Here is an 810-nt window from a genome sequence, read left to right as displayed (position 1 = left end):
CGCGGGGTCGGGGCGGTCCCCGCGGCGGCTGTCAGGAGCGCGGCGAGCCGCCCCACGGCCGTACCGTCGCGCTCCCGCGCGGCCCGTTCGGAAACCGGCTTCCCCTCGGTCGCCGGTGGGTCCTCAGAAGCCATCGCCGTCCGCCGTCGCGCTCAGATACGGCATCAGCTCGTCCGCCAGCGCGTCGCGGGAGTCCGCGTCCAGGCCGGCGACGCCGGTGAGGTAGAGGGCGTTCAGGAGCTGGTCGGTGGCGAGTTCGCCGTCGGCGGCGCGGTTCAGGAAGCGGTTGATGAGGTGTTCCGCGTCACCCGCGGGGGTGTCGAGGTGGGCGCGGACGATCTCGGTGAGCTGCTCGCGGTCCGGGCGGCGCAGCCGCAGGCGGACACAGCGGCGCAGGAAGGCGGGCGGGAACTCGCGCTCGCCGTTGCTGGTCAGCACCACGAACGGGAAGGCGCGGCAGCGTACCCGGCCCCGGCTGACCGCGACCGGCTCGTCCGTGCCGTCGGCGAGTACCCCGGCGGTTCCCGCTTCGGTGAACTCGCGCGCGGCACGCATCAGTTCGGGAATCTCGTACTGGCCTTCCTCCAGCACGTTCAGTAGGTCGTTGGGGAGGTCGAGGTCGCTCTTGTCGATCTCGTCGACCAGCAGGACGCGGGGACGGCCGTAGGGCAGCAGGGCTGTGCCGAGGGGGCCGAGGCGCAGGTGTTCCTCGACGTCGGCGCTCGCGGGCGGGAGGCCCTGCGGGCCACCCGTCCCCGGCACCTCGCCCCCGGGCCTCGTGTCTCCCGCCCGCCATGCCGCCCGGCGGGC

1 pseudogene is annotated in these 810 nt (G+C 74.4%); it reads right to left on the bottom strand.

The features are described 5' to 3' along the window. Nucleotides 1-123: 123 nt before the first annotated feature. Nucleotides 124-810 (bottom strand): annotated as a pseudogene (locus BZL64_RS33705) (AAA family ATPase); the annotation flags it as partial.

The sequence above is a fragment of the Streptomyces bobili genome (assembly GCF_002154575.1).
Classification (GTDB): Bacteria; Actinomycetota; Actinomycetes; order Streptomycetales; family Streptomycetaceae; genus Streptomyces; species Streptomyces bobili.
Note: the sequence above shows the minus strand (reverse complement) of the source record. Positions and strands in the feature narration are given on the sequence as shown.